The sequence below is a fragment of the Phenylobacterium sp. genome (assembly GCF_036723115.1).
Classification (GTDB): domain Bacteria; phylum Pseudomonadota; class Alphaproteobacteria; order Caulobacterales; family Caulobacteraceae; genus Phenylobacterium.
The window spans coordinates 1-6,388 of sequence record NZ_DAIMHV010000089.1 but is presented as its reverse complement, the minus strand read 5'-3'; the positions used below and the strand labels follow the sequence as shown (position 1 = coordinate 6,388).

7 protein-coding genes are annotated in these 6,388 nt (G+C 71.1%); 4 read left to right on the top strand and 3 right to left on the bottom strand.

What is annotated here, in order from left to right; genetic code table 11:
• The 3 genes from V7D28_RS10160 to V7D28_RS10150 all read left to right on the top strand — a co-directional run.
• Positions 1 to 1,448: methyl-accepting chemotaxis protein (locus V7D28_RS10160; RefSeq protein ID WP_333587270.1), on the top strand; the 1,448-nt coding region annotated here is incomplete at its 5' end.
• Positions 1,438 to 1,932: a hypothetical protein gene (locus V7D28_RS10155; protein WP_333587269.1), complete on the top strand. Its 495-nt coding sequence runs from the start codon at positions 1,438 to 1,440 to the stop codon at positions 1,930 to 1,932. The genes V7D28_RS10160 and V7D28_RS10155, both read left to right, overlap by 11 nt.
• Before the next feature lie 22 nt (positions 1,933 to 1,954).
• The gene (locus tag V7D28_RS10150; RefSeq protein WP_333587268.1) at positions 1,955 to 2,521 is read left to right on the top strand and encodes an AAA family ATPase; all 567 of its coding nucleotides are present in this window, start codon (positions 1,955 to 1,957) and stop codon (positions 2,519 to 2,521) included.
• A gap of 4 nt (positions 2,522 to 2,525) precedes the next feature.
• On the opposite strand, the gene recQ is transcribed toward V7D28_RS10150, so the two are convergent.
• The 3 genes from recQ to ccmA are packed head-to-tail and all read right to left on the bottom strand — an operon-like array spanning position 2,526 to position 5,657.
• Positions 2,526 to 4,349: a DNA helicase RecQ gene (recQ, locus tag V7D28_RS10145; RefSeq protein WP_333587267.1), complete on the bottom strand. Its 1,824-nt coding sequence runs from the start codon at positions 4,347 to 4,349 to the stop codon at positions 2,526 to 2,528.
• 46 nt (positions 4,350 to 4,395) lie between these two features.
• Positions 4,396 to 5,061 (bottom strand): heme exporter protein CcmB, encoded by a 666-nt coding sequence (gene ccmB / locus V7D28_RS10140; protein WP_333587266.1) that lies wholly within the window; start codon positions 5,059 to 5,061, stop codon positions 4,396 to 4,398.
• Positions 5,058 to 5,657: a heme ABC exporter ATP-binding protein CcmA gene (ccmA, locus tag V7D28_RS10135; RefSeq protein WP_333587265.1), complete on the bottom strand. Its 600-nt coding sequence runs from the start codon at positions 5,655 to 5,657 to the stop codon at positions 5,058 to 5,060. The genes ccmB and ccmA overlap by 4 nt, the downstream gene beginning before the upstream one ends.
• A gap of 211 nt (positions 5,658 to 5,868) precedes the next feature.
• On the opposite strand from ccmA, the gene V7D28_RS10130 reads away from it, so the two are divergent.
• The coding region (locus V7D28_RS10130; protein ID WP_333587264.1) for an aconitase family protein at positions 5,869 to 6,388 on the top strand (520 nt) is incomplete at its 3' end.

Genomic DNA, 6,388 nt, shown 5'->3' with positions numbered 1-6,388 from the left:
GGGACAAGGGGCCGAGCCCCGAACATGTGCGCGGGCTAGAGGCGTTGAGCGCAGCGATCGAGCGCTCCCAGGCGGTCATTGAGTTCGATCTGAGCGGGGTCATCCTGCGGGCGAACGAGAACTTCCTGGCGACCATGGGCTATACGGCCGAGGAGGTGGTGGGCCGACGCCACAGCATCTTCATGCCGCCCGAGGAGATGGGCGCCGATTATGAGGCCTTCTGGGCGCAGTTGCGCGGCGGCGAGTTCGTGGCCCGCAAGTTCCGCCGCCTCGGCAAGGGGGGCAAGACCGTCTGGATTCAGGCCTCTTACAACCCCGTCTTCGGCGCGGACGGCAAGCCTGAGCGGGTGATCAAGTTCGCCGCCGACATCACCGCCCAGGAAGCCGAGCGGGATGAGAAGAACCGGTTGCTCGAGGCCGCCAAGGCGCGGCAAGATGCCGCGATGGCCACCGTCGCTTCCGCACTTGACCTGCTCGCCCAGGGGGACCTGACCCACCGGATCGAGGCCATGCCCGAGGGCTTCGAAGCTCTGCAGACCGACTTCAACGCCGCCAGTGAGCGCCTGGCCGAAGCCATGGGCGCCATCGCCGAGGCCGTGGGGGGTCTCAAGTCCGGCGCCGGTGAGATCAGCCAGGCCGCCGACAGCCTGTCCCAGCGCACCGAGCAGCAGGCGGCCAATCTGGAGGAGACCGCGGCGGCCATCGACGAGATCAACGCCACCCTCAACCGCTCGGCGGCCGGCGCCCAGGAGGCCAAGACCGCCGTGGACACCGCCCGCAACGACGCCGACGTCTCCGGCGTGGTGGTGCGCGAGGCGGTGACGGCCATGGGCCAGATCGAACAGTCCTCGCAGCAGATCAGCCAGATCATCGGCGTCATCGACGAGATCGCCTTCCAGACCAATCTGCTGGCGCTCAACGCCGGCGTCGAAGCCGCCCGGGCCGGCGAGGCGGGCCGAGGTTTCGCCGTGGTCGCCTCTGAAGTCCGGGCGCTGGCGCAACGCTCGGCCGACGCGGCCAAGGAGATCAAGGCCCTCATCAGCGCCTCGGCCGGCCATGTGGGCCAGGGCGTGGGCAAGGTGCGCGAGACCGGCGCGGCCCTGGAACGCATCGTCGCCCAGGTCAGCGGCATCGCCGGCCTGGTGGGCGAGATCGCCGCCAGCGCCCAGGAACAGTCCGTGGCGCTGGGCCAGGTGACCTCAGCGGTCAACCAGATGGACCAGATGACTCAGCGCAATGCGGCCATGGTGGAGGAATCCACCGCCGCCAGCCGCCTGCTGGCCAAGGACGCCGAACGACTGAACGAACTGGTGGGCCAGTTCCGCCTGGCGGCCGCCCGCCCCGCGGCCAACGCGCCATCCCCCCGGCGCGAACCGCCGAGACTGCGGCGGGTGGCGGGCGGGGCGGCGCTCGCCTATGCCGACGACGAGCCATGGAATGAATTCTGACGACGAAGGTCTCGAAGGCGCGGTCGAGGGCGGGAGCGATCTCGCCCTCGACCGTTTCGTTTTTTCGCAAGGCCTGGACGTCGTCCTCAACTCCGCCTCCCAGCTCGCCTCGGTGTTCGGCGGCGACCTGGTCCGGGCGCTGGTCTTCTTCGCCATCGTGCGGGCCTCTGTGGCCCATCTGAACAGCCGCGGCGCCCTGAACGAGCACGCGCAGGAGGGCCTCTTTCCCGACAGCCTGCGCCGGCCGGTGTCCATCCTGGGCGTCTCCCAGTTCCTCAGCATCCCCTATGAGACCACGCGCCGCCACGTTCTGGCCCTGGTGGAGGACGGCCTGTGCCGGCGGCTGAGCTCGCGGCAGTTCATCGTGGATTCCGCCACCTTGGCGCGGCCGGAGATCACCGGCCTTTCAGTGCACATGGCCCGCCAGCTGCGGCAGCTGGCCCGGCGCATCGAGTCCGCCGCCAAGGCCAGCGGCGCGGACTGAAAACGGGAGGCGGGCCCAGGCGATGAAGCTGATCTTCCTCTTCGGGCCGGCGGCCTGCGGCAAGCTGACCGTGGCCAAGGCGCTGGCGGCCCGGACCAACTATCCCCTGTTTCACAATCACCTGGTCCTGGACGCGGTGACCGCGGTCTTCCCCTTCGGCGGCGCGCCCTTCGTGCGGCTGCGGAGCCTCTATTGGCTCGCCATGTTCGAGGAGGCCGCCCGTCAGGACCGACCGCTGATCTTCACCTTCGCGCCCGAACGCACCGTGCCCGACAGCTTCATCGACGAGACCCGCGCGGCCGTCGAAGGCCACGGCGGCCAGGTCGCTTTCGTGGAGCTGAAGGTCTCGCCCGAAGCCCAGATGCAGCGGGTGGAGAACCCCGACCGCCAGGCCTCGAAGAAGATCCACTCCCGCGAAGTCTTGCGGAAATTCCGCGAGGGCGGCGGCGCGGCCTACCCGCCCATCCCCGCCGATCTGGTCATCGACACCGAGGCGATGGCGCCCGACGCCGCCGCGCAGGCGATCATCCGCGCCCTGGCCCTGGAGCCCCTGCCCGAGCCGCACGTGATGTATCCGGACCCTGCGTGAGGGCTCACCCCTCAAACTCCCGCACCACCGCCAGCACCGCCTCGCCGTAGCGGGCGAGTTTGCCTTCGCCGACGCCGGAGACGGCGCCGAGCGCGCGGGCGGCGGACGGCCGCGCCTGGGCGATCTCGGCCAGAGTCCGGTCGTGGAAGATGACATAGGGGGGCACGTGCTGGCGGGCGGCTTCGTCCCGGCGCCAGACGCGCAGGGCCTCGAACAGGCCCTGGTCGGCGGCCGGCAGGGAAAGATCGCCGCCGCCGCGACGGCGGCCGGGGGTTTTCCGCTCGGCGCCAGGCGCGGTCTTGCGCACGCTGACCCGCCGCTCGCCCCGATAGACGGCCCGCACCCCGTCTGCGTCGCCCAGGCCGATCAGGGGGCGGTTATCATTGGGGTCTTCCCGCAGCAGCCCCTCGAACAGCAGCTGATCCACCAGGTCGCGCCAGGCCGCGGCGCTGCGGTCCTGGCCGATGCCGAAGGTGGTGAGGCCGGCCTCGAAGTCGGACGGGTCCTTGGTCTTGCCCAGCAGATGGTCCACCAGCCGCCCCCGGCCGAACCGCCCGCCCATGCGGTGGACGGCCGACAGCGCCTTCTGGGCCGCCTCGGTGGCGTCCTCGGTCTCCGGCGGGGAGAGGCAGACATCGCACTGGCCGCAGGGCTCCACGCCCTCTTCGCCGAAATAGCGGCGCACGGCGGCGGCCCGGCAGGCCGCACCCTCCAGCATGGCGTAGAGCTGGCGGACCTTGCGCACCTGCACCTGCTTGACGGCCTCGTCCATCTCCCGGCCGTCGATGCGGCGCAGGGCCCAGGCGAGGTCGGAGGCGCCATAGAGGGTGATGCCCTCGGCCGGGTCCCCGTCACGGCCCGCGCGGCCGATTTCCTGCCAGTAGGCCTCGATGGAGGCGGGCGGATCGGCGTGGATGACGAAGCGGACGTCGGGCTTGTCCACCCCCATGCCAAACGCGATGGTCGCCACCATCACCGCGGCCTCGGCCTCCAGAAACGCCTCCAGCCGCTGGGCCCGCACATGCTTGTCCAGGCCCGCATGATAGGCCTGGGCGTCGACGCCCGCCCCGCGCAGGGCCTCGGCCAGACGCTCGGTCCCCTCGCGGGAGCCGGCATAGACCACGCCTGATCGCCCCTTCCGCTCGGCCACCAGCTCCAGCACTCGCTTCTGGGCGGGGCCGGACTTGCGCTCGGCGAAGAGGGCGAGCTCCGGCCGGGCGAAGCTGGCGACGAACTCCCGGGCCTCCTCCAGCCGCAGCTCGGCGCGGATGTCGTCGCGGGTGCGGGCGTCGGCGGTGGCGGTGACGGCCAGGCGCGGCACATCGGGAAAGAGGTCGGCGAGCCGGCCCAGCATCCGGTAGTCGGGGCGGAAGTCGTGCCCCCACTGGCTGACGCAATGGGCCTCGTCGATGGCGATGAGGGCCAGAGGCGTGCGCCGCAGCCGGTCCATCATGTGCGCCGCCATCAGGCCTTCGGGCGACACATAGAGCAGGTCGATCTCGCCGGCCTCGACGCGTCGCCAGGTCTCGGCCCGGTCCTCCGGCGCAATGGCGGAGTCCAGCCGCGCGGCCGCCACGCCCGACTGCTGCAGGGCGGCCACCTGATCGGTCATCAGGGCGATCAGCGGCGAGACCACAAGGCCCAGGCCCGGCCGCAGGATGCTGGGGATCTGATAGCACAGCGACTTGCCGCCCCCGGTGGGCAGGACGGCCAGCGCGCTGCGCCCGGCCAGGGCCTCTGTGATCACCTCGCCCTGGAGGCCCCGGAAATCTGTGTGTCCGAAGGTGCGGCGCAGGACCTCCCGCGCCTCGTCGAGCGAAGCGGTCATGGGCCGCCTTATGGCGTGCGTCGGCGCCTCGGATGAAGGGGGAAAGTCAGGAGAGCGCGTTGCGGCAGGCCGCGGCCATGGCGATGGGCCCCAGCGCCACCGCGCCCAGGCTGTAGGCGCCCATGAGCGCAAAGCCCGCGCTCCAGGGCAGGCCGGCGGCGAAGCTGGCCAGGGCGCCGCCCCCGAAGATCACCGGAGGCGTGAACAGCGGCAGGACGATGACGGCGGTGAGCAGACCGCCCCGCCGGGCGCCCAGGCTGAGCGACGCGCCGATGCCGCCCACGAAGGCGAAGGCCAGGCCGCCCAGGCTCGCACAGGCGAAGACCAGGGGGGCGAGACTGGGCGAGGCGCCCAGCGCGATGGCCGCCAGGGGGGCGAACAGGGCGAGCGGCAGGCCCGTGGCCAGCCACTGGGCCAGGCACTTGACCGCGCAGACGATCTCCAGCGGCAGGCCCGACAGGGTCAGCAGGTCCAGCGCGCCGTCCTCATAGTCCCGCTCGAACAGGCGATCGAGAGAGAGCAGGGCCGCCAGGGCCAGGGCCACCCAGGCGGCGCCCGGCGCGATGGCCGCCAGCCGGCCGGGGTCGGAACCGATGGCCAGGGGCAGGAGGGTGGCCGCCCCGGCATAGAAACCCACCGCCACCAGGGGGCCGCCGCCGCGCCCCCAGGCGAGGCTCGTCTCCCGGGCCAGCAGGACGGACAGCCGGCTCATGCCCCCACCTCCACGGTCCGGGCCGCGATGGGCAGGGGATCATGCACCGCCGCCAGGATCAGCCCCCCGCCGGCCAGATGCTCGGCCATGATCTCGCCGAAGCGGGCGCGCCAATGGGCGTCCAGCGGGCTCAAGGGTTCGTCCAGCAGCCACAGGGGCCGGGGCGCGGCCAGCAGGCGGGCCAGGGCCAGGCGGCGCTTCTGCCCGGCCGACAGGCGCCGGACCTCCAGATCCAGCAGGCGGACCAGATCCAGGCGGGCGGCGGCGGCCTCGGCGGCGGCTTCGGCGCCCCCGGCGTAGCGGGTCCAGAAGACCAGCTCGTCCCAGGCGGTGCGCCCGGTCTTCAGCCCGTCCAGATGACCCAGCAGATGGATGTGGTCGCGGGCGGCCTCGGGCTCCAGGGCGCCGAAGGCGATGGTCCCCTCATCGGGGCGGATCAGTCCGGCCACGGCCCGCAGCAGGCTGGTCTTTCCCGCCCCATTGCGCCCGGTGAGCGCCACGGCTTCGCCCTGTATAAAATTGAGAATAAGTCGCGAAAACAACTGCCGTCCCCCGCGGGACAGCGACAGCGACTGGATCGAAACCTCGCCGATCACGCCTCTCGCCTCATGCTCTTCTGGGGGCGGCGGAAATTGTCCTTTCGCGCCACATGGACGAGGCTCGCGCGCGGGTCTATGACACGCGCGGCCGTCGCCACCCGAGGGGGCGTACGCGGCGCTGGGGCGAACGCTGTGAGTCCGCCTCTTTGAGCGCGCGATCCCGGGGGCGGTTGATGAACGGCCGTGAACAGAGAGAGGATCCTTTAGGATGGCGTCCATCGACAGCCTGAAGACCCGCCGCGAACTGACGGTGGGCGACAAGACCTACGTCTACTACAGCCTGAGCGCTGCGGAAGACGCCGGACTTTCCGGAATTTCCAACCTGCCCGTTTCGATGAAGGTTCTGCTGGAGAACCTGCTGCGCAACGAGGACGGCGTGTCGGTGGGCGAGGCCGACCTGAAGGCCGTCGCCGCCTGGCTGGACAACAAGGGCGCCAAGGAGCACGAGATCAGCTTCCGCCCGGCCCGGGTCCTGATGCAGGACTTCACCGGCGTGCCCGCCGTGGTCGACCTGGCCGCCATGCGCGACGCCATGACCAAGCTCGGGGCGAACCCTGAGAAGATCAATCCGCTGAACCCCGTCGACCTGGTCATCGACCACTCGGTCATGGTCGACTATTTCGGCACCTCCAAGGCCTTCGGCGAGAACGTCGAGCGCGAGTATGAGCGCAATATCGAGCGCTACCGCTTCCTGCGCTGGGGCTCCTCGGCCTTCAACAACTTCCGCG